Below are 25,086 nucleotides of genomic sequence, written 5' to 3' on the forward strand. Positions count from 1 at the left end.
TGTCTCGTTACGTCATGCGCTCCATGATGTTACCCGTACTGCATGAGCGGTTTGCGCTCGCTCAGGCGGGGTGATCGATTGAACTCAAGTATGCTTCCACCCTGCCCTCGATAATTTCCGTTTGGAATGCTCCCGTTCCGCAACCAAGGAATCCGCCCGCCATGCCCCTCGACCTTTCCGATACCCTCGTGGTCGGCATCTCCGCCACCGCCCTGTTCGACCTGGCGGAAGCCGACGCCGTCTATAAAGCCCGATACGTCAAGAATCCACAAAGCGCGCTGGAGGAATACCGCGCCTACATGCTCGAGCGCGAGAACGAGCCGCTGCGCGACGGCACCGGCATGGCGCTCGTGCGCGCCCTGCTCGGGCTGAACCGCTATGCGCCGTCCGAGACGAAGCCGCTCGTCGAGGTCGTCGTCATGTCGCGCAACAGCCCGGAGACCGGCGTGCGTGTCTTCAACAACATCCGGTCGCGCGGCCTGCCGATTTCGCGCCATGCGTTCACCGGCGGCGAATCCGTCGTCGATTACCTGGACGCCTTCGCCGTCGACCTGTTCCTGACGACGAATGTCGAAGACGCGCAGCGCGTGATCGATGCACAGGCCTGCGCCGCCGCGGTCCTGAAGCCGCCGCCGCACACGGCCGAAGCGGCGCCGGAAGACCAGGTGCGCATCGCCTTCGACGGCGATGCCGTGCTGTTCGACGATTCCAGCGAATTGGTCTACAAGACCGAGGGCCTGGACCGCTTCCACACGATCGAAAACGAGAAGCAGAACGAACCGATGAAGGACGGCCCGTATGCGATCCTGTTGCGCCGGCTCGCGCGCCTGCAGGAACGGCTGCCGTTCGGCGCGGACGTGTCGCCGGTGCGCATCGCGATCGTCACGGCGCGCAGTGCGCCGGCCGAGATGCGGGTCATCAATACGCTGCGCCACTGGGGTGTGTACGTGAACGAGATCTTCTTCCTCGGCGGCGTGCCGAAGTCGAAGGTCGTCAAGGCGTTCCGCGCGCACCTGTTCTTCGACGACCAGGACCTGCACCTGGATCCGGCCGCGCGCCACGTCCCGTCCGGGCGCGTGCCCTACCGCTCGGACTCGCCGCTGTTCACGCCGTTACCGCTCGACCTGCCCGCCGATCCGCCTGTGCTGGTCGAAAAAGTCGAGGCCAACTGACCTCGTACCTCGAACCGGGCGGCGGCGACCGCCCGGCCACTCTCTCCCACCAGTTTCAGTTCGTGCTCGCCCGGCTGCGGCGTCCACGCGGCGCCCCGGTCGGCCGGGCCGGCGTCCGCGCCATCCAGTTGCCAGCGCAGGCCCGCGCCGCCGTAGGCGCGGAAGCTCACGCGCTGCAGCGGTGCCGGGATGTCCGGGTCGAGTGCGATGACACTGTCCGCGGCCGGATACACGATGCGCGGTGCGCGCTTCGCCGGCGGCAGCATCTCGACCAGCGCGACTTCCGTACCGCGCACGAACCATTCGCTGCGCTCCGGCTCCACGGCCGGCGCAAAGCGGACCGTCTGGCGCACGACGCCCGGCGGCGCGGCGGGCGGCCTGCTCGGGCGGTCGCGGTGCAGGTAGTCCATCACGTCACGCCATACGGGTGCCGCACCGGACACGCCGGACACTTCCCACATCGACCGGCCGTCGAAATTCCCGACCCACACGCCCACCGTGTAGCGGTCCGAAAAGCCCACGCACCAGTTGTCGCGCATGTCCTTGCTGGTGCCCGTCTTGACGGCGCTCCAGAACCCGGTGGCGAGTTCGTTGGAGAGGCCGAACGTCGTGCTGCGAGCCGCGCGGTCGGACAGGATGTCGGCCACGATGAAGCTGGCGCGCGCATCGAGCACGCGCCGCTTGCCGTCCTGGACGCCGCCGTTCGCCAGGGTGCGGTAGGCATGCGCGAGTTCCAGCAGGCTGACGTCGCCCGAGCCCAGCGCCAGCGACCAGCCGTAGAACTCGGGTGCCTCGGTGAGGCTCGTGATACCGAGGGCGCGCAGGCGCTCGTGAAAACGTTCCAGGCCGGCCAGCATGAGGGTGCGTACCGCAGGAACGTTCAGCGAGCCGGCAAGGCTCGTGCGCACCGACGCCGCGTCGCGGTACTGGTGGTCGTAGTTCTGCGGCACGTACAGGCCGCCGACGGTCGGGATGTCGACGGGTGTGTCGTCCAGCAGCGACGCGGCCGTGAGCTGGCCCCGTTCCAGCGCCAGCTCATACAAGAACGGCTTCAGCGTGGACCCGGCCTGGCGCAGCGCCGTTACGCCGTCCACTTCGCCTGTACCGCCGTTCGCGACATAGGCCAGCACGGCGCCGCTGGCATTGGCGATGACGATCACGGCGCCGTCGCCCACGTTGCGTTCGGCCAGTTCGGCCAGGTGGCGGCGCAGGGCGGCGACCGTGAAGCGCTGCAGGCCGGCGTCAAGGGTGCTGCGCACCACGCTGCCCGGCGTGCCGCCCAGGCGCCGCACCAGTTGCGGCGTCACGCCCGTCGGCGCGGATGCCGGCGCGGACGCGGTGCGCGCGAACGCCGCATCGACTTCCCATTCGATGGCCGCGCAATCCGTGCGCGCATCGAGCTCGCGCGCGAGCGTGCAGGCGCGCTTCGCGACCGTCCGCGGCGGCGCCGTCGGCGCGCGCAGCAGGCTCGCGAGGATCGCGGCCTCGCCCGCATCCAGCCCGGACGGCGCCTTGCCGAACAGGCCGCGCGCGGCGGCGCCGATGCCCTGCAGCTCGCCGCGATAGCTGGCCAGGTTCAGGTAGGCCTCCAGGATCTGACGCTTGGTCCACCCGGCCTCCAGTTCGCGCGCCGCGAGCGCCTGGTCCCATTTGCGCATCCACGTGCGACCGGACGAGCGGGGAGCCAGCTTCGGATCGAGCAGGCCCGCGAGCTGCATCGTGATCGTCGACGCGCCCCGCGTACGCTGCTGGCCGCTGCTGAACAGGTTGTCCCACGCGGCCTTGCCGATGGCCTGGAAGTCGATGCCACCGTGCTCCATGAAGCGCTGGTCCTCGGCTTGCAGCACGGCGCGGCCGAGCGCGGGTGAGATGTCGTCCAGCGCCACCCAGGCGAGACGCCGGCCTGTCATGTCCACGCGTACCGTCGCGATGGTCTCGCCGTGGCGGTCGAGCAGCGTCGTGTCGGATGAGCGCCAGGCCGCTTTCACCTCGTGCGGCGTCGGCACCGCGGCACGTGCCGGCAACGCCAACAGGAGCAGAACCCAAAAAACGGTCTTCATCACTGCACCGTCATCCCCGCATTCGGCACCTCGCCGAACATCTCCGGCGCGTACATCGCTTCCACGCGCGTGGACGGCAGCGCGAAGCGGCCCTCGTTGTTCAGCCTTACCGTGTACTCCACTGTGAAGCGGCCCTTCGGCACCCATTCGTAGTACGCGCGGTAGCCGGTGTGCAGGCGCTCCTCGAACGCAGGCCATGTCCAGCCGGTGCGGCGCTCGCCGGCGGTGGCGATCTGCGAATCGCGCCCGAGGCCCGACCCGAGCACGCTGGCGCCGGCCGGAATCGGATCGTCGACGACGACCCACGTCATGTCCGACTGCGCGTCGATGTCGAGATGGACGCGGTAGACGTCTCCGCGCGACCACGTGCCCTTGACCTTCTGCTCGACCGGCGTGACGGTGCGCGCGATGCGGTAGCCGGACGACAGCGGCGCTTTCAAGGGCACGGCGGCCAGGCTCTGGACGGTCGCCCACGGTTTGCCGCTGCCCAGCTGGCGCATGGTGAGCGTCCCGCGGCCCTGCGGCCACGCCTGCAGCACGGTCGCCGGCACGGTCCCGGTCCAGCTGACGGGTTTTCCGTCCGCGCCCGTGACGACGAGGTTCGCGCTACCTGTCACGGGCTCGCGCTCGTACGTCTCGGAGAAACGCTTGAGCGCGACGGTACCCCACGCGTTGGCCGTCGTCGTGTCCCAGTGGCCGTGCTGCTGGCGGCCGAGGGTGCCGCGCGCGAGGCGGCCCGCGTCGATCTTCCACGCCGGATCGTCCAGGGTCGCCAGCAGCAGGCGGTTGGCATTGACGTCGACGGACGTCATGAGCCACCACCAGCCATCTGCGCGCTCCGTTGAAAAGCCCATCGTCGTGCCCTGCAGGTTCAGGCGCGCGCGCAGGATCTGGCCGGCCTGCGCCAGGCGCTGGTCGCGCTGCGGCAGCGCCGGTGTGCGTTTCAGGATCAGGTACCAGTCGATGACGGCGGACGTGGGCCACAAATTCGGCTGGACCTCGATCGAGTCCAGCAGCGCCGGCTGCACTTCCGTGGCGCGCGACAGCGCTTCCAGCGCGGCCAGCTTGCGCACGGCCAGTTCGCCCGTCGCGCGGCCGCTGCCGCGCACGATCTTCCCTTCCACGAACGCCGCGAGGCCCGCTTCCATGCGGCCCCGCAGTTCGTCGGGGATCGCATAGCCCGCTTCGTGCGTCACGGACAGCACGTAGGCCGTCAGCACGTCGCTGCCCTGCTCCATCGGCGCGAAATACTTCACCAGGCCATCGCCGTCCAGGTGTGACGGTAGTGTCGCGACGACCTTCTGCCACATGGCCTCGTCCTGCAGCGCCACGGCACGCGACGTGCGCTGTTCGAAGCACGTGTACGGATACGCCGCCATGTAGTCGCGCACGCCGGGCAGGTCGCTGCCGAGGCGCGCCTGCAGGGTCGTGCGGATGCCGCCGCGGCCCGGCAGCGCGTCCGCCGGACGCTCGACGGGCATCGTCTTCGTGCCGTCGATCTGCACGAGCGTCGCCTGCAGGGTGCGCACCGGCACGGCGACGTTCACCTGCTGCGTGACGCGCATGCGGTCGCTCGCGCCCTCGCCTGCTGCCGCCACGTCCCATTGCAGTGTCGTTGCCCCTGCGGGCACCGTGTAATCCCAGCCCGCTTCGCGCGATTCGCCCGGCGCCAGCACGATATCCTGGCGCGGCAGCGCCTGCGCCTTGCCGCCATCCGCCGTCACGCCGGCGTCCAGGCGGACGGCCAGCCGACGGTCGGACGCATTGCGCAGCGTGAACCCGGCACCCAGGCGGTCGCCTTCGCGCACCTGCGGCGGCAGGCCGGAGACGAGCATCAGGTCCTGCGACGTGCGGATATCCGTGCCGCCCGTGCCGAACCGGCCCGCGCCGCTGCTCGCGACGGCGACGATGCGGAACGACGTCAGCGAATCGTTCAACGGCACGTCCACTCTCGCCTCGCCGTTCGCATCGAGGACGACCTTGCCCTTCCACAGCAGCAGCGTCTCGAACAGTTCGCGCCCTGCGCCCCGGCCACCACCGCCGCCGTGCGGGAACGCCTTGCGGCCGAAGTGGCGCTTGCCGACGACCTGCATTTGCGCCGTCGACGTCTCCACCTGCAGGCTGCGCTCGTGCATCATCGTCTCGAGCAGGTTCCAGCTCGTGTTGGGCATCAGCTCCAGCAGGCCGGCATCGACGGCGGCCACGGCGACTTCCGTGCCGGCCGCCGGCCGCGTGCCGTCCGGGTCGCGCACGCGGATGGTCACCTGCGCACGCTCGCGCACCTTGTACACGGGCTTGTCCGCCGCGACATCGACCTTCAGTTCATGTCCCTTCCAGCCCACGCGGACCGGCGCGATGCCAAGCTTGTACGCGGGCTTGCCGAGGTCGACGAGCGCCGTCGGCTGCACGCCCGCCACGCGTCCGCGCACGACGAGGGCCGAGACGAACACGTTCGGCGCGTAGCTCGCCTTCACGGGGATCGAAATCGTCTGGTCGCGGCCCGACAGGTGCCGCACGTAGGTATCGAGGATGCCTTCGCGCTCGACGGTCACGAGTACCGTCGAGCGGCGGAACGGGCTGCGCACCTGGAAGCGCGCCTGGTCCCCTGGCTCGTAGCGTTTCTGCGCCGGCAGCAGGTCGATGCGGTCGTGGTCCGCGTTCGCGAACCACTGCTCTTCATCGCCCGCCACATAGACTTCGCGGTGCGTCGCCGCCACGCGCTGTTGCGTATCGTGCGCACGCGCCCGCAGAATGAGGTCGCCGTCGACGGGCGCCTTCACGTCGCACATGAGCAGCCCGCGCGCATCCGTCGTGCCGCTGCACGCTTCGCCGATTCGTTTGATCTCGGCGCTGTACTCATAGGCGTAAAAGCCGCCGACGAGACGACGCCGGTGCGAATACGTCACGCGCTTGAGCAGATCCACCGCCACCGGCACGTTCGCCACGGGCTTGCCGGCGACGTCCAGCACGACGGCCTGGAATTTCAGCGCGTCGCGGCGCAGCAGCCAGCCATCGGGCTTGATGCCGACGACGTACGCGGACGGCCACAGCGGCACACGGGTGGACACCGTGAGCGTCTCGCCGTTCGCATCCTGGTACGACAATTCGGCCAGCAGGCTTTTCGGACGCTCGATCGCCGGCAGCTTGTCGACGACGATGCGCGCGCCACCGGCGCGGTCGAGCTGCAGGCCCTGCGTGCGCGCGACTTCCTGGCCAGGCGCGCCTTCGGACTCGGCCTCGTCCTCTTCGCCTCCGCCATCCTGGTCGACGACGCCTTCGCGCACGTCGCCCGCACCGAGCGCAAACTCGTCGTAGTCGGCGAACTGCACGCCGGTGTCCTGTACGACGCTGCGCAGTTTCACGGGCGCGAGGCCCGCCGGGCCGCCCGACAGATAACTCACCTGCGCATCGAGCGTGACGGCCTGCGGCGCCACGGCGGGCTGCTTCGGCCCCGCCAGTTGCGCCTTCATCGTCGGCACGCGGAATTGCTCGACACGGAAATCGCCCGCCACCTGGCCGCCGATCAGCACGTCGTACACGCCGAGTTTCGCTTCCGTGGGAATCGCCCACTCGCCCTCGGCGCTGCCGTTCGCATCCCAGCGCAGGGAAAACTCGACCTTCTCGCCGCTGCCCTGGTGGACGAGGAAGCCGCGTGCGGGCAGCGCCGTCTTGTCCGTGCCGAGTTCCTGGGCGCGCCAGTCGCGTACTTCTTTCGGCGCCGGATCCTTCGCGCGCACGAAGGCAAACCCCTGCTGCGTGCGGCGGCGCAGGTAATGCTTCATGTGGACGGTCTCGCCGGCGCGCAGCAGGGTCCGGTCGAACACGGTGGCGACGATGCGGGTGTCCTCGTCGCGGCTGCCCGTCGGCAGGTTGAAGCGCCACGCCTCGATGCCCTGCTGCCAGTCCGACAAGGTGAACGTGAAGTCGTCGCCGCGCGCGGCCGTCACGACGTAGATATCGCCCTCCTTGCAACGGGCGTGCGGCAGCGCCTGGCGGATGCGCGCGATGCCGGCGGCGTCGCTCGTGCCGCTCCACAGCAGCCGCGCGCCGCAGTCGCGCACTTCCACGCGTGCGCCCGCGACGGGCTGGCCCTTGTCGAGCGACGTCACCCACACGAGCGACGACTGCGCGCCCAGCTTGAAGTGCGCGGCCAGGTTGGTGACGAGGGCCGCGCTGCGCACGTAGGCCGTACGTCCCTTTGCATTCAGCGCTGCGCCCAGGCGCGGGCTTTCCAGTTCGACGGCGTAGAAGCCGGGCTGGCGCAGCGGGATGCCGATCACTTCGAATGCGCGCCGCCCGAGCGGTTTAGGCAGCGTGAAGCGCTGCAGCGCGTCCGGCTTCGCGCCCTTGAAGATCGACACTTTCAACTGGTCGCCGTCCGGCTGGCTCGGATTCAGGCCGCCGTGCGGACCCGCGACCTTGCGCAGCCACGTGAGCACGTCGGCCGTGCGGCTGGCGTCGAGGCGCATGGCGACGCCGTTCGTGTGCATGCGGCCCGCCAGCTGCGCCTCCACGTTGCGCACGGTGACGGGCAGCAGGCGGTCGCCGTTCGCCTCGATGATGCCGAACGGCGCCGCGAACTTGACGAGCGGCGGCTGCTCGCCCGTGCGCACGGCGAGCGGGAAGCGGCCCGCGTTGACGAGGGACCGGCCCGCATCGTCGCGCAGGTCCGCCGGCAGGTGCAACGTGAACTTCGACTGTTCCGGGAACGGCCCGGGCATGCTGACCTGGCCCACGAACTCCGGCGTCTGCGCGCCTTCCTTCTCGACGCGCCCCGGCCAGCGCTTGCCGCCCGGTCCTTCCAGGTAGATCTTCGCCGCGTCGGCCGCGCGCACGGGCGCGCTGAAGTCCACGCGCATGGGCTGGAACGGAATGCACTGGGACCGCGTGTTCACCTTCTCGCAGTTGAAGCGGGCCGTGAAATCGGCGCGCGTCTTGAAGGACAACGTTTGGTCCTCGGCCGTCGCGATGCCGTTCGGCGCGGCCACGCCGGCGCCCCAGACGAGGGCCACTTCCGCGTTCGACGGCAACGTGCGGCGGCATTGCAGCACGACGATGCGGGCCAGGCGGCCCGCTTTCTCGTCGGCGCGCAGCCGCGCGTCCGTGTACGGTCCGGCCTCTTCCTTGCCATTGTCCTCTGCAACGACCTGCCGGACGAACCAGCGGTCCGTGCGCAGCACCTGTTCGCGCTGTTCGCCGGTCAGCAGGGTCACGCCGATCTTGTCGCTGGCGCCGTCCGCGCGGCACCAGGCCTGTTTCAGGATGCTGTCGTTCGATGCGGGCGCGGACAGCGCGAGCACGAACGCCTGTTTCTCGTCGATGCCGGACGCGCCTTCGTGCGGCAGCGATTCCAGCACGGCCGGGCCGCCCGTGGCGACGTTGAACGCCAGCTGTCCCGCCAGCGGCTGGCCGGCCAGGTCGCGCACGCCGGGCTTGAGCGTAAAGCGGCAGCTCGTGGCACCCGGCAGGTCGCGTTCGAAGTCGTAGCTCCACGTCTGCGCATCGACCCAGTGGCCGCTGCCCGGCACCGGACACGCCACGTCGAACGGGGTGTCCGCGCGCAGGTCGCCGAACGGCACCATCGGCTGCGCAAAGCGCGCGACAACCTGGCGCACTCTCCGCACCTGCCCCTCGGGCGAAAAACCGGACACGGTGGTCTGCGCCCACGCGCCCGACCAGCAGCACAACAAGACGAAGCACAGCAGGCGACGCAGGGCGGCCATGTTTTCTCCCGGGAGATGGCGGACGGACGACGGCTGAGTGTTGCAAACTCGGCTTGCAGTGTCAACAACGTTTAACAATTTGCAACACAGTATGGCCGTCATGCAAACCTGCATCATTGGATATAAAATGCGGTTCTTATATTTCCTGTGCGCATATAAGACCATGAGTCTCCCCCTGATCCTGAACCTGGCCGTCGCCCTTGCCGCCTGCGCGCTGCTGTACGTGATGCAGCAACGCCACCTGTCCTTCACGAAGCGTGTCTTCACGGGCCTGGGCCTGGGCATCGTCCTCGGCGCCGCATTCCAGGCGTTCTACGGCAACGGTTCGCCCGTCATCGCGCAGACGAATGCCTATCTCGACATCGTCGGTACGGGTTACGTCAAACTGCTTCAAATGATCATCATGCCGTTGATCATGGTGTCGATCATCCAGGCCATCCTCAAGCTGCGCGACGCCTCGTCGCTCGGCAAGATCAGTGCGCTGACGATCGGGACGCTGATGGTCACGACGGCCATCGCGGCAATGATCGGCATCCTGATGGCCAAGCTGTACGGCCTGTCCGCCGTCGGCCTGACGTCGAGCGCGGCCGAAGTCGCGCGCGGCCACTATTTGGAAGGCAAACTGGCGACGGCGCAGGACGTGTCGCTGCCGACCATGATCCTGTCGTTCATTCCCGAGAATCCCTTCCTCGACATGACGGGCGCGCGCAAGACGTCGACGATTGCCGTCGTCCTGTTCTCGATCTTCATCGGCGTGTCTGCCACGGGCATCGCCGCGAAGAAGCCGGACGTGTTCGAAAAGTTCAGCGAGTTCGTCCACGTCGCCCATGTGATCGTGATGCGCATGGTGACGCTCGTGCTGCGCCTGACGCCGTTCGGCGTGTTCGCCCTGATCACGCAGGTGCTCGCGAGCTCCAGCGTGCAGGACATCCTGAAGCTGATCGGCTTCGTGATGGCGTCGTACAGCGCGCTGATCCTGATGTTCGGCGTACACCTGCTGATCATTGCGGCCGTGGGCCTGAACCCGGGCCGCTACGTGAAAAAGATCTTCCCCGTGCTCGCGTTCGCGTTCACGTCGCGCACGTCGGCCGGCTCCATCCCGATGAGCGTGCAGACGCAGACCGCGCGCCTCGGCACGCCGGAAGGCATCGCCAACTTCGCCGCGTCGTTCGGCTCGATGATGGGCCAGAACGGCTGCGCCGGCATCTATCCGGCGATGCTGGCCGTCATGATCGCGCCCACCGTCGGCATCGATCCGTTCACGAGCAGCTTCCTGCTGCCGCTCGTCGGCATCGTCACCATCGGTTCCGTCGGCGTGGCCGGCGTGGGAGGCGGCGCCACGTTCGCCGCCCTCATCGTGCTGTCGGCGCTGAACCTGCCTGTCGCGCTCGCGGGCCTGCTGATTTCCATCGAGCCGCTGATCGACATGGGCCGTACCGCACTCAACGTCAGCGGTTCCATCACGGCCGGCACGTTCGCCAGCCGCGTGCTCGGCCAGACCGACATGACCGTGTTCGACAGCGACGCTGACGTCAACCTCGACAGCGAGGAACAGGTCGCGTAATCGCCTTCTACTGTCCACGTAAGACCGCGCCTACACGTCGTTTCGGCACACATTTTCGTCCGGAATCGTGCGCGGAAATCCCGCCGAATCCGTCTATGATCGCGTCATGTCAAAATCACAAACGGTCGGATGATGGAGCAGAAGTGGCCACAGGAAATCTGGCTCGTCAGGCACGGGCAAAGCGCCGGCAATGTCGCGCGCGATGCCGCCGAAGCCGCGTCGGGCCTGCTCATCGACATTGCCGAGCGCGACGTGGACGTGCCCCTGTCCGAGCTGGGCGTGCGCCAGTCGCAGGCCCTGTCAGGCTGGTTCGCCGCGTTGCCGCCCGAGAGCCAGCCGAACGTCGTGCTGCACTCGCCGTACGTGCGCGCGGCCGAGACGGCCAACATCCTGATGCAGCGCCTGAACCGCGACGAGTTGCTGGCCGTCCATGCCGATGAGCGGCTGCGCGAAAAGGAGTTCGGCATCCTCGACCGGCTGACGGTGCGCGGCATCGCCGAGAAATATCCTGAGCTGCATGAGCAACGCCACCATGTCGGCAAGTTCTATTTCCGTCCGCCGGGCGGCGAGAGCTGGTGCGACGTGATCCTGCGCCTGCGCAGCGTCCTCGACACGATCACGCGCGAGTACCCGCGCGAGCGCGTGCTGATCGTCGCGCACCAGGTCATCGTCAACTGCTTCCGCTACCTGATCGAGCGAATGGACGAAGCGACGATCCTTGAGCAGGACCGCGCCGGCGATGTGCCGAACTGCTCCGTCACCTCCTACGCCTTCGATCCCACGCTGGGCAAGCGCGGCAAGCTGACCGTCCGCCTGGTCAATTTCGTCGCCCCGCTCGAAGCCACCGGCACGCCGGTGACGGTCGCCAAAGATCAACCCACCGCGGCCAAGGCCTGAGGTCCCTTTCCCATGACGCTGCAAACCAACGCCCGCCCGCGCGACGTCGATACGAGCCTGCTCCGCGCCTGGCCGCTGCCCATGCCCTCGAACGATGCCGACAAGGAAGACCGCGGCCATGTGCTCGTCCTCGGCGGCTCGCGCGAGATGCCGGGTGCCGTGATCCTGGCCGCGACGGCTGCGCTGCGCGCCGGCGCCGGGAAGCTGACCATCGCCACCGGCCGCAGCGTGGCCCAATTGGTAGCGCTCGCTATTCCGGAATCGCGCGTGCTGGGGCTGGCGGAAAACGACGCCGGCGGCTTCACGGTCGAAGCCGTGGCCGCGCTCGATCCGCTGGCCGACAAGATCAGCGCCATCCTGATCGGACCCGGCATGCAGGACGAAGCCGCGACGGCCCGCCTCGTGCACGCGCTGTTGCCGCGTCTCGACGGCACCGACACGAACGTGTTGCTGGACGCGGAGGCGATGGGCGCGGTCCTGCATCCGCCCGTAGGCAACCCGCCCTTCCGCTTCAACGTGCCGGTGCTGTTGACGCCGCATGCGGGCGAGATGGCGCACCTGACGGGCATCGCGAAAGAGGAGATCGGCGTGGCGCCGGACCGCCATGCGGTCGAGGCCGCGCAGGAGTGGAATGCCGTCGTTGCGCTCAAGGGCGCGCGCACCGTGATCGCGGCCCCGGGCGGCGAGCGGTGGCAGCACGAAGGCGGCAACGTCGGGCTCGCCACGTCGGGCTCGGGCGACGTGCTGGCCGGCATCATCGCGGGGCTCGCGGCGCGTGGCGCCGGGCTCGCGCAGGCCGCCGCCTGGGGCGTCGCGCTGCACGCGCGCGCGGGCGAGCGCCTTGCCGAACGCTTCGGCAGACTGGGTTACCTGGCGCGGGAATTGTGCGATGTGATTCCCGCCCTGCTCGAACAGGCCGCCGGCGACAGCGCCGACGCGGCGTCACGGCCATCCGGCACTCGCCGGGGGATCGAGGGTTGAACGATGATGGTTCGGCTCTTATCTAATCCGCACGTGTCGATGTTGCAGACGGCACTGAGGATCGAGGGAAACTTCGGTTTCCCCAAAGCAGAAGACGTGCAATCCGACGAACCGGCCGGCACGATGCCGGTCAAATGCAGACAGTCGGATTCGTACGCCAACGGGGCCGCGTATTGCGTCGGTTCCCTGATGGTTCGCGTTTGGGCCGCATGGTCCATCGGGAACCCAAGCCCCGCCCCACTTCCATTGCCTCACCGGGAGACGGCGGTAAACGATAGACGTGAACGAGGAGTAATACAAATGAAAGCTCTTAACAACGCATCGAAGATTCTGTTTGCTGCAGCCCTGATGGCCAGCCTGGCCGCTTGCAAGAAGAATGACACCACCAGCACGACCGGCACCGGCGACACGTCGGCCACCGCGCCGAGCAGCGCCACGGGCACCAGCGGCACGACCGGCGCCACCGGCACGGGCACGACCGGCGACACCACCGGCACCGGCGCAACCGGCACCACCGGCACCATGGGCGGCACCACCGGCGCGACGGGCACCACCGGCGACACCGGCACGGGCGCAACGGGCACCGGCAGCACCGGCACGGGCGCAACCGGCACCACGGGCACCGGCGCAACCGGCACGACCGGCGGCAGCGGCTCGTCGGGCACGTCGGGTACCTCGGGCACGACCGGCAGCGACACGTCGGGCACCTCCGGCACCGGCACCTCGGGCACCGGCACTTCCGGCCGCTGATCGCCGTGGCGCATCGGCAAAGGGTCGGGAACGGCCCTTTGCACCGGCATGCACTGGGCGCGGCGGACGCGGCCCTAGTGCATGCCGGCTCGGCATAAAGAAAAGGGCCTGCGCTTGCAGGCCCTTGTCATTGCGTGCCGGCCGCGGCCGGCACGACACCGTTACGCCGTCGCCGGACGGCCGCGGCGGGTGGCGAAGCGCCCTGCCTTCACGATCATGCGGAACACGAAGCGTACAAGCACCAGCGTGAGGATCGCTTCGACGAAGGTCATCACGAATGCTGGTACCGCGGTGAAGCGCTTTGCGCGGCGGCCGAACTTGGCCACCATGCGGTCGCGGGCGATCTCGATGCTGTCGTAGAAGGTCGGGACGACCAGCAGCGTCAGGAACGTCGACGTGATCGTACCGCCGATGATCGCGATGGCCAGCGGCTGGTAGAACTCGCCCGAGTCGCCCAGGGCCAGCGCCACCGGCAGCATGCCGGCGATCAGCGCGAACGTCGTCATCAGGATCGGACGCAGGCGGGCGCGGCCGGCGGCCATCAGCGCCTCTTCGCGGTCCATGCCTTCCGCTTCGCGGGTACGGGCGGCGTCCAGCAGCAGGATCGCGTTCTTCGCCACGAGGCCCATCAGCATGATGATGCCGATGAAGCTCATCAGGTTCAGCGTCCCGTTCGTGAGCAGCAGCGCGACGACGACGCCGATCAGCGACAGCGGCAGCGACAGCATCACGCTCAGCGGTGCCGTGAACGAGCCGAACTGCATCACCAGGATCAGGTACATGAGGCCGATACCGGACACCAGCGCGATCGTCATCTGCGTAAACACTTCCTGCTGGTCCTTGCTCTGGCCACCCAGCGCCAGACCGTAGCCAGGCGGGAAGTCCATCGATTTCGCCAGCTTCAGCGCATCGTCCATGACCTCGCCGTTCGAGCGGCCCTGGGCATTGGCCGACACGCGCACGACGCGCTTGCCGTCCTTGTGCTCGATCGCGGACGGGCCCTTGCCCATCGTGATCTTCGCGATCTGGTCCAGCGGCACCATCATGTTGCTGCCGGTAACGGCGATCGGCAGGCGCTCGATATTCTCCAGGCCCACGCGGTCTTCCGGCGCCAGGCGGACGGCCACGTCGCGGGTCTCGCCCGTCGGGTCGACCCAGTCGCCGACCTCGATACCGGCGAACGCGACGCGCAGCGCGGTGGCGGCGTCGCCGACCGAGATGCCCATCATGTTCGACAGGCCGCGGTCCAGCTCGATCTGCAGCTCGTCCTTCGGATCCTGCTGCGACAGCGTGACGTCCACGGCGCCCGGCACTTGCCGCAGTTTCTCCATGTAGGCATTGGTCAGGTCCATCAGCTTGCGCGAATCCGGGCCGGTGAACTCGATCTGCACGGGCTTGCCGTTGCCGTTCAGGTCGTCCGTGACCGTGTATTCGGCACCGACGAGGCGGGCGATCTTCTCGCGCAGCTCGACGGCGATCTCGGAAGCGCTGCGCTTGCGTTCGCCACGCTTGCCGATGTCGACGTAGATGCGGCCGCCGCCCGAGTTGATCGACGCGTTCGTGTCCTTCGTCTCGGACATCGAGCGCGCCAGTGCGGCCGCTTCTTCCATCTTCATGCGGGCATAGCCCACCGACGACGACGCCGGCGTGCGCACTTCGATCAGCAGCTGGCCGCTGTCCTGCTTCGGCAGGAACGACGTGCCGCCGAACTTGCCTTGCAGGCCCAGCGCCGCGACGAGGCTGAGGACGGCGATGATGGCCATCCAGCGGCGGTGGTGCAACGCCCAGGCGATCACGTGACCGTAGCGGTTGGCCTGGTGGTCGAACCAGGTGTTGAAGCGCGCGAGATATTTCTCGATGCCCTTCTTGGGTGCATGGTGGTGGCCCGGCGGGTCGCCCCAGTAGGCCGACAGCATCGGGTCGAGCGTGAACGAGATGAACAGCGACACGATCACGGAGCAGGCCACGGTCAGCGCGAACGGACGGAACCATTCGCCCGAGATGCCCGGCATGAAGGCGACGGGAATGAACACGGCCATGATCGAGAACGTCGTCGACGCGACGGCCATGCCGATCTCGGCGGTACCCTCGAGGGCGGCCGTGCGGCGGTCGGAACCGTTTTCCATGTGCCGGACGATGTTTTCCCGCACGACGATCGCATCGTCGATCAGCACGCCGATGGCCAGCGACAGCCCCAGCAAGGTCATGAAGTTCAGGGTGAAGCCGCACAGCCAGACGGCGATGAACGCGGCCAGCACGGACGTCGGCAGCGCCAGCGCGGTAATCAGGGTGGAACGCCAGGAATTCAGGAACGCGTACACGACGAAGATGGTCAGCACGGCGCCGAACACGAGCGATTCGATGACGTTGTTCAGGCTGTCCTGGGCGTCCTCGCCGCCGTCGTACGAAATGTCCAGCTTGGTGCCGGCCGGCAGTTCCTTGCGGATCTGCTCGATTTCCGCACGCACCTTCTTGGCGATGGCGACGGTCGATGCTTCGCGCGAGCGGATGATCTGGATACCGACGTTCGGCTTGCCGCTGCGCATCGACGCGCTGTCGATGTCCGCGAAACCGTCCCTGATGTCGGCCACCTGGTTCAGGCGCACGACGGTGTCGCCGTTGCGCTTGACGACGACCTGCGAGAAGTCTTCCGGACGCTCGATGCGGCCGACGAGGCGGATACCCTTCTCGTCCAGCTCGCTGCGCACCTTGCCCACCGGCGCGTTCGTGTTCTGGCGCGACAGCGCGTTCGTCACGTCGCTGACGGAGACGTTGTACTCGCGCAGTTTTTCCGAATGGAGCAGCACGGACAACTCACGGCGCAGCGAACCGTTCACCTGCACGTTGGCCACGCCGTCGACCGCGCGGAAGCGGTCGGCCAGCTGGTCCTCGGCCAGGCGCGAGATCTCGGCATGGGTCTGCGAGCTCGACGACAGGGCCAGGTTCATGATCGGCTGGGCGGACGGGTCGACGCGGCGCAGCACGGGCTCGCGCATCTCGATCGGCAGCTTGTAGCGCACGGCCGCGATGGCGTTGCGGACGTCGTCCGACGCCTCGATCAGGTTGCGCTTGAAGTCGAAGCGCAGCACGATCGTCGCGCTGCCCTCGTTGGCGTACGCATTCACTTCGGTCACGCCCGTGATGGCCTGCATCGGCTTCTCGAGGCGCTGGATGAGTTCGCGTTCGGACGTCTCCGGCGACGCACCCGGATACGGGATCGTGACGACGATGATCGGAATCTCGACGTCCGGGTTCTGGTTCACGCGCAGATGCTTGAGCGCGAGCAGGCCCATGCACATCATGCCGATGATTAGCACGAGTGTGGCGATGGGCTTCTTGACACTGAAATTGGACAGGAACATGGTGGTTAATCCCGCTTATTTACCCTGGGCCGCGTTGTTGGCGGCACTGGCGGCACCGGCGGCGCTGGCGACGCGCGACGCGGCCGCCATTTCCACCTTCTGCCCGTCCTTCAGGGTCGAACCCGGATGGCGCAGCACGGTGTCGCCGGACGTCAGGCCGTTCTTGATTTCGAAATTGCCGGTGCGCGGATCGCGCGTGCCCACCGTCAGGTCGATCTTCGCCAGCTGGCCGCCCTTCACTTTCCAGGCGTACGTCTTGTCGCCGGCCTTGACCATCGCGGATTCCGGCAGCGTGATCGCATCGGACAGTTCGGCGTCGATGCGGCCTTCGGCATACAGGCCGGCCACGCGCGGGCGGGCCTCGTTGCTGAAGCCGACGAGCACCTCGACCTGGCGGGTGATGTCGTTCGCGCTCGGGTCGATGCGCTTGACGATGCCGGTGAACTTTTGCTCGCCGTAACCGTTGACGCGGAAGAAGACGGGCTGGCCAACCTTGACGGCGGCGATCTTGTCGGCCGATACGCGGCCTTCGAAGCGCATGCTCGTCGGATCGATCACTTTCAGCAATTCCTTGCCGATGGCGGCCGTGTCGCCGGGAGAAACTTTACGGTCGGAGACGATGCCGTCGAACGGCGCGCGCACGACGGTGCGGGTCACCTGCTGCTGGGCGGCCACGAGGCGCGCCCTGGCGGCGGACAGTTCGCTCTGGGCACTGTTGCGGCGCACTTCCGCATCGTCCAGCGCCTGGGCGGACGTCATGCCGGACGCGCGCAGCGTCTTCAGGCGCTCGAGGGCGCGGTTGGACTGGTCCAGGGCCTGGGAGGCGGCGCGCTGGGCTTCCTGGGCCGACATCAGGCTGTCGCGGATCGACGTCTCGTCCAGTTTGACCAGCACGTCACCCTTCTTGACCGGGTCGCCGTTCTCTTTCAGGACCTGCAGCACGATGGCGGAGACTTCCGCGCGCAGGTCGGCCTTGCGTTCCGGCTGGATCGAGCCCGTGATCACCGGACCGTTCGCGAGCGCACTGCTTTGCACGGTCAGCACATCCTCGGGGGCGACGAGCAGCTGGACGGCCTTGCCATCCTTCTGCTTGGCATCCGCCTGCGCGTGGGCCGCGTCGGGCTTGGCAGGGTCCTTGTCGTGTTTGCCGCACGCACTGAGTGCGGAAGCAATGGCAAGGAAGATTATAGTTTTGCGCAGCATTTCTTGGTTCCCCCGAGGATGGACTCGTTACCTGTAAAAATAAGAATATAAAAGGCCAGCGCGCAGTATCGATTAGGCCGTCATGACCGTCAATTGACGTTTCGGCAAAGCGCGGTTTTGGTGGGATGAACTGCAGATAGGCGGGATGAAATGCGTTTGGCCGAGGTTGAATTGCACGACAAAACGGACAGGCGGACGCCGGGCGGACGTCCGGGATTGACGTTTGCGTCAACCCCGTACTCGACAATACTTAGTGCTTAGTGGGAGAACAGGCGATAGACCAGGTTCCCCATCAGGATCCCGGTCACGATGCCCCCGCCGATCTCGACGAGCGTATGGCCCATCCGCTCGCGCAGGGTCATGTGGCCGGCCTTGCCTTCGGCCAGGCGGTTGATGGCGGCAGCCTGGCGGCCCACGTGCTGGCGCAGGCTGTTGGCGTCGATCATCACGATGAAGCATAGGGTGACGGCTACGCCGAATGCCGGGTGGGCGATGCCCTCGCGCAGCGCGATCAGGGTCGCCATGCTGGTGACGGTGGCGCTGTGGTTGCTGGGAAAACCGCCGTTTCCGACCAGGTTGAACGCCCAGCGCCGCTGGCGCGCACTGTTGATGAGGAATTTGATCGGGCCGACCACGAGCCAGGTCAGCACCGGGGTGACCAGATAAGAGACATCCATGTGAAATCCATTCAAGGGAAAACGGGAGGCATGACGCCGGGCGGCATTATGGCAGATGCAATGTCACGTGAGCAATTCATGCCTCGACGATCGATGCGCCCGCCAAAGTGGGAAACGGGTTAATATGCGCCGTGTGGTCATTCAGACAATGCGAAGATAATTATTGAGTCACAGGAGTAGTGCATGCAACATTTCAGGTTGTCGTTCGTGGTCACCGCCGTCCTGCTGGCGCTGGCCGGCTGGTGGGGCTTTTCCCACGGTGGCACCGCCGGCCTCCTGCAAGCGCTGTGGATCGCGGCCGTGCTGGGCGTGCTCGAGATCTCGCTGTCGTTCGACAACGCCGTCGTCAACGCCTCCGTCCTGCGCAACTGGAACGCGTTCTGGCAAAAGCTGTTCCTCACGGTCGGCATCATCGTCGCCGTATTCGGCATGCGCCTGTTGTTTCCCCTCCTCATCGTGTCGGTGGCGACGGGCCTGGGCCTGATCGACGTCTGGCACATGGCCGTCAACAATCCGGACGAGTACGCGCGCAACCTGACGTCGCGCCATGCCGAAGTGGCCGCGTTCGGCGGCGCGTTCCTGCTGCTGGTCTTCCTCAACTTCCTGTTCGACGAGGAAAAGGAACTCCATTGGCTGGGCTGGATCGAAGAAAAGGTCGGCAAGTACGGCTCGGAAGGCCTCGCCGTCCTGCTCACCCTGCTCGCCGTGTTCGGCTGCATGAGCCTCGTGCCGCAGGACCGCAAGCTGTCCACGCTCATCGCGGGCGTCGTCGGCGTGCTGATCTACGTAGGTGTCGACTGGTTCAGCGGGCTGCTGGAGGAAGAAGAATCCGATCCGGCGGTCGGCAAGCTGATCTCGCAAGGCAGTATCGGCGGCTTCATGTACCTGGAAGTGCTGGACGCGTCGTTCAGCTTCGACGGCGTCATCGGGGCGTTCGCGATCACCAACGACGTCGTGGTGATCATGCTCGGCCTGGCCATCGGCGCCATGTTCGTGCGGTCGCTGACCGTGTTCCTCGTGCACAAGGGCACGCTGGAAGAATTTGTCTTCCTCGAGCACGGCGCGCACTACGCGATCGGCATCCTGGCCCTGATCATGTTCGCCAGCGTCGAGTATGAGATTCCCGAATGGTTCACCGGCCTGTCCGGCGTGGCCTTCATCCTGGTATCGCTGTGGTCGTCGATCCGCTACAAGAAGCGCGAGCAACTCGAGTCGGCGACCTGAACCGTAGTCATATCATCAGAAAGGAAGCAAGATGGCGATCAGTTTGCAGAAAGGCGGCAACGTCAACCTGTCCAAGGAAGATCCGAACCTGAAAAAGGTCATCATCGGCCTCGGCTGGGACCCGCGCGCGACCGACGGTGCTACCTTCGACCTCGACGGCAGCGCCTTCCTGCTGCGCGGCGACGGCAAGGTGCGCGGCGATGCCGACTTCATCTTCTACAACAACCTGCAGTCCAGCGACGGTTCCGTCAAGCACACGGGCGACAACCGCACGGGCCAGGGCGAAGGCGACGACGAGCGCCTCATGGTCGACCTCACGCGCGTGCCGCCGGAGGTCGAAAAGATCGCGTTCGCCGTCACGATCCACGAGGCCGACCAGCGCCGCCAGAGCTTCGGCCAGGTCGCGCGCGCCTTCATCCGCTGCCTGAACGCGGACGGCGAGCGCGAGATCGCCCGCTACGACCTGTCGGAAGACAGCTCGACGGAGACGGCGATGATCTTCGGCGAACTGTACCGCTACGGCAGCGAGTGGAAATTCCGCGCCGTGGGCCAGGGCTACAACGGCGGCCTCGGGCCCCTCGCCCGCTCGTTCGGGGTACAGGTCTAAGACTAGCCTAATTGACAATCCGGGCGCCCATGTCAGAATGGGCGCGCTTCGTCACGCCCCGTGACCTTAATCTCGCACACGACCATGCCCAAGACCCTGCCGCGCCGCGCCATCGCCATCCTCGCCTCCGTCGTCATCGCCGCCGTGGCGATGTTCGCCCTGTACACGTGGATCGTGCTGAACTGGTCGTATTCGGAAGGCGAACGGGCCGGCTACCTGCAGAAACTGTCGCGCAAGGGCTGGCTGTGCAAGACGTGGGAAGGCGAGATCCTGCTGTCGAGCATGCCCGGTGCCATTCCCGAGCGCTTCAACTTCACCGTGCGCGACGAGAACGTCGTGCGCCAGCTGCAGGCCGCCATGGGGCAGCGCGTGCAACTGACCTATTCGCAGCACGTCGGCATCCCGACCTCGTGCTTCGGCGAGACGGAGTACTTCGTCGACAAGGCCGTCGTCGGCGGGTCGAATCCGGTAGCGCCCAGCAATATGTGACGCGCTGTTGCGTCTTCTTTGTTAAACAAATGTTATACGCAAACATTTGTGTTGCCGACTGCACAGCCCTGCCCTACACTCTCCTGAACAAGTAATACAACAGGAGACGACATGCAACAAAACCCCATCCGCAAAATCGTCATCGTGGGGGCGGCACCGCCGGCTGGATGGCCGCGGCACCACTGGCCCAGCGCATGGGCAAGCGCTGCGAGATCGTACTGGTGGAATCGCCGGACATCGGCACGATCGGCGTCGGCGAAGCGACCTTGCCGACGATCCGCTTCTATAACGCGGCCCTCCAGCTGGACCACGCGGACTTCATCAAAAAGACCCAGGCCAGCTTCAAGCTCGGCATCGAATTCAAGGATTGGGGTCACGTCGGCAACCGCTTCTTCCACGGTTTCGGCGACTTTGGTCCGCCCGTCAACGGCATCCAGGCGCACCATTACTGGCTGCGCCTCGCGCGGTCGTTCGACCACATGCCGGCCCTGGAAAACTGGTCGACGGCGTCGATCATGGCGCGCGAGAACAAATTCGCGATGCCGAGCGACGCGCAGCCGGGCGTCACGGACGCCTATTCGTTCGGTTACCACTTCGACGCCGGCCTGTACGCCGCCTTCCTGCGCGATTACGCGATGGCGCGCGGCGCCAAGCGCGTCGAAGGCACGATCACCAGCGTCGACCAGCATCCGGAAACCGGCTTCGTCACGGCCGTGCGCCTGGCCGACGGCCGCACGCTCGACGGCGACCTGTTCATCGACTGCTCGGGCTTCCGCGGCCTGCTGATCGAAGGCGCGCTGAAGGCCGGCTACGACGACTGGAGCGAGCACCTGCCCTGCAACAGCGCCCTCGCCGTCCCGTGCGCGCGCGTCGAACCGCTGACGCCCTATACCCGTTCGACGGCCAAGGGGGCGGGCTGGCTGTGGCGCATCCCGCTGCAGCACCGCACCGGCAACGGCCACGTGTACAGCGATGCGTTCACGACGGACGACAAGGCACGCCAGGACCTGCTCGACGGCCTCGACGGGGCCGCGCTGGACGAGCCGCGCCAGCTGCGTTTCGTCACCGGCAAGCGCAAGAAATCGTGGGTCAAGAACGTCGTGGCGATCGGATTGTCGGCCGGCTTCGTCGAGCCGCTGGAATCGACCAGCATCAGCCTGATCGAAACGGCCGTCGGCACGCTGATCGAACAGTTTCCGGACCGCGACTTCCGTCCCGAGCTCGCGGATGAATTCAACCGGATCATCGGCAGCCGCTACGAGTCGATCCGCGACTTCATCGTCATGCACTACAAGCTGACGAAGCGCGACGACACCGAGTTCTGGCGCTATTGCGCGAACATGACCATCCCCGATTCGCTCGCGCACCAGATCGAGCTGTTCCGCGAGACGGGCCGCGTCGCGATCCTCGACCGTGACAGTTTTCTGCTACCGTCGTTCGTGTCGATGCTGGTCGGCCTGGGCGTCGAGCCGAAGCGCTATGATCCGTTCGTGGACGATGTCGACATGCGCCAGCTGCACGGGCACTTCGCCGGACTGCGCGACCTCATCGTGCAGACGGTGGCGAAGATGCCGTCACACAGCGCGTATCTGGAGAAGAACGCGAAAGCCGGTTAGTACCGTCATTCCCGCGCACGCGGGAATCCATACAGCGTCGCAGAATTCCGTACGCGGGAAGCGCCATGGCGCAAGCCGTAGCCCGACTTTCGGAAGCTCAGCATGGGTTCCCGCTTTCGCGGGAACGACGTATTCGGGTTAGTCGTGATCGCGGTCGGCCCGCTGCTTGGCCACCGCATCCGCGAGCCGCATCGCCGCCTGCACTTTAGAGGGCTGCTGCGCGAACCGCCCCAGCACCTCGCGCGCGAGGTCTTCCGATTCGGCGCGCTGCTTCGCCTCGGCCTGGCGCGCCTCGATCTGTTCGCGCAGCGCGGCCAGTTCCGCCACCTGCTCTTCCTGGCGCACGGATTCCAGCTCCACGAGACGTTTTTTTGCGTCCGCCATTTCCTGCGTGGCGAGCGCCGTCTTGCGCTGCATCTCGGCCGCCAGCTGGGCGTTCGCCAGCAACGCGCGCTGGGCATCGCGCTTGTCGATCGCGGCCTGCGCCGCGGCCTGCTCGGCCGCCTCGCGCATCTTCGCCAGCTGCGCGCGCTCCGCTTCGGCGGCGGCGCGGGCCTCCGAAGCTGCCACCGCGGCGCGCTCGGACGCCATGCGGGCCGCCGCCGCTTCGTTGGCGCGCACGTCGGCGGCCGTCTGCTGCTGTTGCGACGACAGCTTCTGCTCCAGCAGCACCAGGGCATCGTGCGCGGCATCGGCACCCGCGCGCTCGGCCGCCAGCAATTCTTCCGTCAACGCCTGCTGGCGGCGTTCGTGCGCCGCGCGGTCGGCCTGCGCCTGCGCCAGTTCGGCCGCGCGTGCCGCCTGCGCGCGCTGGGCGTCGGCGATCGCCTGCTCGTGGTCGGCCTGACGCGCCGCCTGTTCCGTGATCGCGCGCTGGGCGTCGATCGCGGCCTGGCGCTCGGCGGCGGCGCGCTGCTCGCTCTCGGCCTGCGCAGCCAGCAGCGCCGCGTGTTCCTGCTCGGCGGCGACGCGGCGTGCATCGAATTCCGCCTGCTGGGCGGCGAGCGCATCGCGCTGGGCCTGCAGCCGCGTGGCGTGCTCCTGCTCGGCCGCGGCGAAGCGCGCTTCCGTTTCTGCGCGCAGCGCGGCGATCTCGCGCTGCTGGGCTTCGAGCCGTTCGGCCAATTGAATCGTTTGCTCCTGCTCTGCGGCAGCGCGCGCTTCGGCCGCGGCGGCCAGTGCGCGTTCCGCCTCGATGCGGGCCTGCTGGCGCGCCAGCGCCTCCTGCTCCGCCTGCACGCGCGCCTGCTCGGCCTCCGCCAGCGCTTGTGCCTGCGCGGCGCGTTCCTCCGCCAGCCGCGCCGCTTCGCGTTCGTGTTCGACCTGCTCCGCTTGCGCTGCCAGTTCGGCCTCAAGCGCCGCGTTCTGCGCGGCGCGTGCGGCGGCTGCCGCTTCGGTCAAGGCCGCGCGCTCCTCGGCCAGCCGGCGCTCGCGCTGCTGGGTTTCCAGATCGCGCTGCGCCGCTTCCTGCGCCACGCGGTCGGCCTCCATCCGCAGGCGCGCCTGTTCGGTCGCGACGCGTTCGGCGTCCAGGCGGGCCTGGCTTTGCTGGGACTCCTCCTCTTCCGCCGCGGCGCGCGCCAGGGCCACGTCGCGCAGCTTGCGGTCAGCTTCGATGCGGGCTTCCGTCGCGGCCAGGATGCGGGCCTCGGCTTCGCGCCGGGCGGCAGCCGCGTCGGCCGCCATCTGCTCCAGGCGTTCGCGGTGGATGGACGCGTCGCGCAATTCCTTTTCCGTCTGCAGGCGCATGCGCAGCGATTGCGCGGCCGTCCGCTCCGATTCCACCTGGGCCAGCGCGATGGCTTCCCGTTCCTGTTCGATATGCGCGAGGGCGCGGGCTTCCTCGAGCGCGCGCGCCTCCGCGGACGCGCGCGCGAACGCGGAGGCGAGCGCCACCTGGTCGGCCCGTTCGCGCTGCTGCGCCAGTTCCAGCGCTTCGGCTTCGGCCTGCGCCAGCTTTTCCGCCGTCTGGCGCGCCGCGCGCTCGGCCCGTTCGCGCTCGCGCGCGAGGATCGCCACGCGGGCATCGGCGCTGGCGCTGTGGTGGACTTCCTCGCGCGCCGCATGCACGGCCGCCACGCGCTCGGCCGCCTGCAGGCGCGCCTGCTCGGCGTGGATGGCGAGATCGTCGGCGTCGCGCTGGGCGCGGGCGGCGATCTCGGTGTCGATGCGCGCCTGTTCCGTCGCGCGCTTGCGAGCGTCTTCCTCGGCGCGGGCGCGGGCTTCGGCCGCGATGCGGATCTGCGTGTCGGATTCGACGCGGGCGCGCAATCCCGCCGTCTCCTGGCGGATCGCTTCCAGGCGCTCGGCGGCGGCCTTGGCGGCGGCGCGCAGGGTCTCGATACGGTCGCGGTTCGCCTCGATCGCCTCTTCCGACGCCTGCGCGTTCGCAAGGGCCGCGGCGGCCGCTTCGGCGTCGATGGCCGCGCGTTCCTCGGCCAGGCTGCGCGCACGCGCTTCCGCGTGGGCGCGGTTCTCGGCCGCCACCGCGGCCTTCGCCTCCGCCTCCACGCGCGCGATGCCTTCCTTGATCGCGCGCTGTTCCAGATGTTCGCGCTGCGGCTCGACCTGCGGCGCCGCGTGGTCTTGCGCGGCGGGCATCAGGTCGATCGTGAAATCGGCGTCGTCTTTCTGTGCGGATGGATCGGTGCGGTCGGCGTCGGTCATGGATGGCTCGTCAGTTCAATGCGGGCCCGGTCGGGTCCGCTCTCCAATTATGCGACATGGTTCTGTTTCGTGTCACGCCAAGCTGAATCGTAAA

At 67.6% G+C, this 25,086-nt stretch carries 15 protein-coding genes; 9 read left to right on the forward strand and 6 right to left on the reverse strand.

The genetic code is table 11. The features are described 5' to 3' along the window. The first annotated feature begins 161 nt into the window (after positions 1–161). Positions 162–1,172 carry a 5'-nucleotidase gene (locus P0M04_RS32565; protein WP_259452047.1) on the forward strand — a complete coding sequence of 337 codons (1,011 nt, stop codon included), beginning with the start codon at positions 162–164 and terminating at the stop codon, positions 1,170–1,172. Here P0M04_RS32565 and pbpC read toward each other — a convergent pair. Further along, positions 1,082–3,232 (reverse strand): penicillin-binding protein 1C, encoded by a 2,151-nt coding sequence (gene pbpC / locus P0M04_RS32570; protein WP_259452046.1) that lies wholly within the window; start codon positions 3,230–3,232, stop codon positions 1,082–1,084. The genes P0M04_RS32565 and pbpC overlap by 91 nt on opposite strands. Further along, positions 3,232–8,955: an alpha-2-macroglobulin family protein gene (locus P0M04_RS32575; protein ID WP_259452045.1), complete on the reverse strand. Its 5,724-nt coding sequence runs from the start codon at positions 8,953–8,955 to the stop codon at positions 3,232–3,234. The genes pbpC and P0M04_RS32575 overlap by 1 nt, the downstream gene beginning before the upstream one ends. Positions 8,956–9,118: 163 nt before the next feature. Between P0M04_RS32575 and P0M04_RS32580 the strand changes: the two genes are divergently transcribed. The 4 genes from P0M04_RS32580 to P0M04_RS32595 all read left to right on the forward strand — a co-directional run bounded on the left by P0M04_RS32580 (position 9,119) and on the right by P0M04_RS32595 (position 13,147). Further along, positions 9,119–10,519 carry an L-cystine transporter gene (locus P0M04_RS32580; RefSeq protein ID WP_259452044.1) on the forward strand — a complete coding sequence of 467 codons (1,401 nt, stop codon included), beginning with the start codon at positions 9,119–9,121 and terminating at the stop codon, positions 10,517–10,519. A gap of 132 nt (positions 10,520–10,651) precedes the next feature. Next, on the forward strand, positions 10,652–11,416 hold the full coding sequence (locus P0M04_RS32585; protein ID WP_259452137.1) for a histidine phosphatase family protein: 765 nt from the start codon (positions 10,652–10,654) through the stop codon (positions 11,414–11,416). 12 nt (positions 11,417–11,428) lie between these two features. After that, entirely contained in the window at positions 11,429–12,397 is a 969-nt protein-coding gene (locus P0M04_RS32590) for an NAD(P)H-hydrate dehydratase (RefSeq protein WP_259452043.1), read from the forward strand. A 300-nt stretch (positions 12,398–12,697) separates the two neighbouring features. Further along, complete coding sequence (locus P0M04_RS32595; protein ID WP_259452042.1) at positions 12,698–13,147, forward strand: hypothetical protein; 450 nt, start codon at positions 12,698–12,700, stop codon at positions 13,145–13,147. A 161-nt stretch (positions 13,148–13,308) separates the two neighbouring features. Here P0M04_RS32595 and P0M04_RS32600 read toward each other — a convergent pair whose 3' ends face one another. The 3 genes from P0M04_RS32600 to P0M04_RS32610 form a co-directional block, all read right to left on the reverse strand. Further along, on the reverse strand, positions 13,309–16,509 hold the full coding sequence (locus P0M04_RS32600; protein ID WP_259452041.1) for an efflux RND transporter permease subunit: 3,201 nt from the start codon (positions 16,507–16,509) through the stop codon (positions 13,309–13,311). A 15-nt stretch (positions 16,510–16,524) separates the two neighbouring features. Beyond that, positions 16,525–17,712, reverse strand: a complete 1,188-nt coding sequence (locus P0M04_RS32605) for an efflux RND transporter periplasmic adaptor subunit (RefSeq protein WP_259452040.1) — start codon at positions 17,710–17,712, stop codon at positions 16,525–16,527. 257 nt (positions 17,713–17,969) lie between these two features. Then, entirely contained in the window at positions 17,970–18,389 is a 420-nt protein-coding gene (locus P0M04_RS32610) for a divergent PAP2 family protein (RefSeq protein WP_259452039.1), read from the reverse strand. Positions 18,390–18,572: 183 nt separating this feature from the next. On the opposite strand from P0M04_RS32610, the gene P0M04_RS32615 reads away from it, so the two are divergent. The 4 genes from P0M04_RS32615 to P0M04_RS32630 all read left to right on the forward strand — a co-directional run bounded on the left by P0M04_RS32615 (position 18,573) and on the right by P0M04_RS32630 (position 22,325). Beyond that, the gene (locus P0M04_RS32615) at positions 18,573–19,613 is read left to right on the forward strand and encodes a DUF475 domain-containing protein (protein WP_259452038.1); all 1,041 of its coding nucleotides are present in this window, start codon (positions 18,573–18,575) and stop codon (positions 19,611–19,613) included. A 31-nt stretch (positions 19,614–19,644) separates the two neighbouring features. Next, entirely contained in the window at positions 19,645–20,220 is a 576-nt protein-coding gene (locus tag P0M04_RS32620) for a TerD family protein (protein WP_259452037.1), read from the forward strand. Positions 20,221–20,304: 84 nt separating this feature from the next. Further along, positions 20,305–20,709, forward strand: coding sequence for a DUF8785 domain-containing protein (locus tag P0M04_RS32625; RefSeq protein ID WP_259452036.1), 405 nt, complete (start codon positions 20,305–20,307; stop codon positions 20,707–20,709). A gap of 167 nt (positions 20,710–20,876) precedes the next feature. Continuing rightward, entirely contained in the window at positions 20,877–22,325 is a 1,449-nt protein-coding gene (locus tag P0M04_RS32630) for a tryptophan halogenase family protein (RefSeq protein WP_281042236.1), read from the forward strand. Positions 22,326–22,463: 138 nt separating this feature from the next. On the opposite strand, the gene P0M04_RS32635 is transcribed toward P0M04_RS32630, so the two are convergent. Further along, positions 22,464–24,992: a coiled-coil domain-containing protein gene (locus P0M04_RS32635; protein ID WP_259452034.1), complete on the reverse strand. Its 2,529-nt coding sequence runs from the start codon at positions 24,990–24,992 to the stop codon at positions 22,464–22,466. Positions 24,993–25,086: the final 94 nt, after the last annotated feature.

The sequence above is a fragment of the Telluria mixta genome (assembly GCF_029223865.1).
Taxonomy (GTDB): domain Bacteria; phylum Pseudomonadota; class Gammaproteobacteria; order Burkholderiales; family Burkholderiaceae_D; genus Telluria; species Telluria mixta.

Bases quoted from the DNA above. Each gene is read 5' to 3' on its own strand.
- P0M04_RS32630 (WP_281042236.1), top strand. From the start codon at position 20,877: ATGGCCGCGGCACCACTGGCCCAGCGCATGGGCAAGCGCTGCGAGATC.
- P0M04_RS32595 (WP_259452042.1), top strand. From the start codon at position 12,698: ATGAAAGCTCTTAACAACGCATCGAAGATTCTGTTTGCTGCAGCCCTG.
- P0M04_RS32600 (WP_259452041.1), bottom strand. From the start codon at position 16,509: ATGTTCCTGTCCAATTTCAGTGTCAAGAAGCCCATCGCCACACTCGTG.
- P0M04_RS32590 (WP_259452043.1), top strand. From the start codon at position 11,429: ATGACGCTGCAAACCAACGCCCGCCCGCGCGACGTCGATACGAGCCTG.
- P0M04_RS32605 (WP_259452040.1), bottom strand. From the start codon at position 17,712: ATGCTGCGCAAAACTATAATCTTCCTTGCCATTGCTTCCGCACTCAGT.
- pbpC (WP_259452046.1), bottom strand. From the start codon at position 3,232: ATGAAGACCGTTTTTTGGGTTCTGCTCCTGTTGGCGTTGCCGGCACGT.
- P0M04_RS32585 (WP_259452137.1), top strand. From the start codon at position 10,652: ATGGAGCAGAAGTGGCCACAGGAAATCTGGCTCGTCAGGCACGGGCAA.
- P0M04_RS32565 (WP_259452047.1), top strand. From the start codon at position 162: ATGCCCCTCGACCTTTCCGATACCCTCGTGGTCGGCATCTCCGCCACC.
- P0M04_RS32635 (WP_259452034.1), bottom strand. From the start codon at position 24,992: ATGACCGACGCCGACCGCACCGATCCATCCGCACAGAAAGACGACGCC.
- P0M04_RS32580 (WP_259452044.1), top strand. From the start codon at position 9,119: ATGAGTCTCCCCCTGATCCTGAACCTGGCCGTCGCCCTTGCCGCCTGC.
- P0M04_RS32575 (WP_259452045.1), bottom strand. From the start codon at position 8,955: ATGGCCGCCCTGCGTCGCCTGCTGTGCTTCGTCTTGTTGTGCTGCTGG.
- P0M04_RS32615 (WP_259452038.1), top strand. From the start codon at position 18,573: ATGCAACATTTCAGGTTGTCGTTCGTGGTCACCGCCGTCCTGCTGGCG.
- P0M04_RS32625 (WP_259452036.1), top strand. From the start codon at position 20,305: ATGCCCAAGACCCTGCCGCGCCGCGCCATCGCCATCCTCGCCTCCGTC.
- P0M04_RS32610 (WP_259452039.1), bottom strand. From the start codon at position 18,389: ATGGATGTCTCTTATCTGGTCACCCCGGTGCTGACCTGGCTCGTGGTC.
- P0M04_RS32620 (WP_259452037.1), top strand. From the start codon at position 19,645: ATGGCGATCAGTTTGCAGAAAGGCGGCAACGTCAACCTGTCCAAGGAA.